Below are 633 nucleotides of genomic sequence, written 5' to 3' on the forward strand. Positions count from 1 at the left end.
TGTTTATTGTGAGCTACTTGCTGGCGGGTATCTTTGCCGGGTTAACGGCAGGGCTCTTTGGCGTGGGTGGTGGTTTAGTCGTCGTGCCTATCCTGGTTTTTGTCTTCGAAAGCCAAGGTTTCCCCGCAGAAGTCTTGACCCATATGGCGATAGCAACTTCACTTGCGACCATAGTGTTTACCTCGATGAGCTCGGTATATAATCACCATAAGAGAGGCGCGGTTTTGTGGTCGGTGTTTCGGCCGATGAGTGCTGGTATTGCGCTAGGTGCGGTGCTTGGTGTATTAACGCTGGTGCAACTAGATGGCTGGATGCTGAAAAAGCTGTTTGGACTTTTTGCGGTGATTGTAGCGCTGCGAATGTTTATCAAATCCGCTAGCTTGCAGTCTTTGGCGATACCCGGAAATATCGCACTATCTATAATGGGCGTGGTCATTGCGTGGTTTTCTTCTATCTTCGGGATTGGTGGTGGAACACTTAGCGTTCCTTATTTGAGTCGGTATCGTATTGAGATGAAAGAAGTGGTGGGTACCGCCGCTGCATGTGGTTTACCCATCGCTTTATTTGCCACGCTCAGTAATGTGATGATGGGAAGTGATTTGCAAGGACGGCCTGAATGGAGTTTGGGATTGA

At 49.0% G+C, this 633-nt stretch carries 1 protein-coding gene; it reads left to right on the forward strand.

The window, feature by feature from the left end:
• Positions 1–633, forward strand: a 633-nt coding sequence (locus A3766_RS09120) for a sulfite exporter TauE/SafE family protein (protein WP_068642112.1), incomplete at both ends; no start/stop codon positions are given.

The organism is Oleiphilus sp. HI0132, assembly GCF_001635845.1.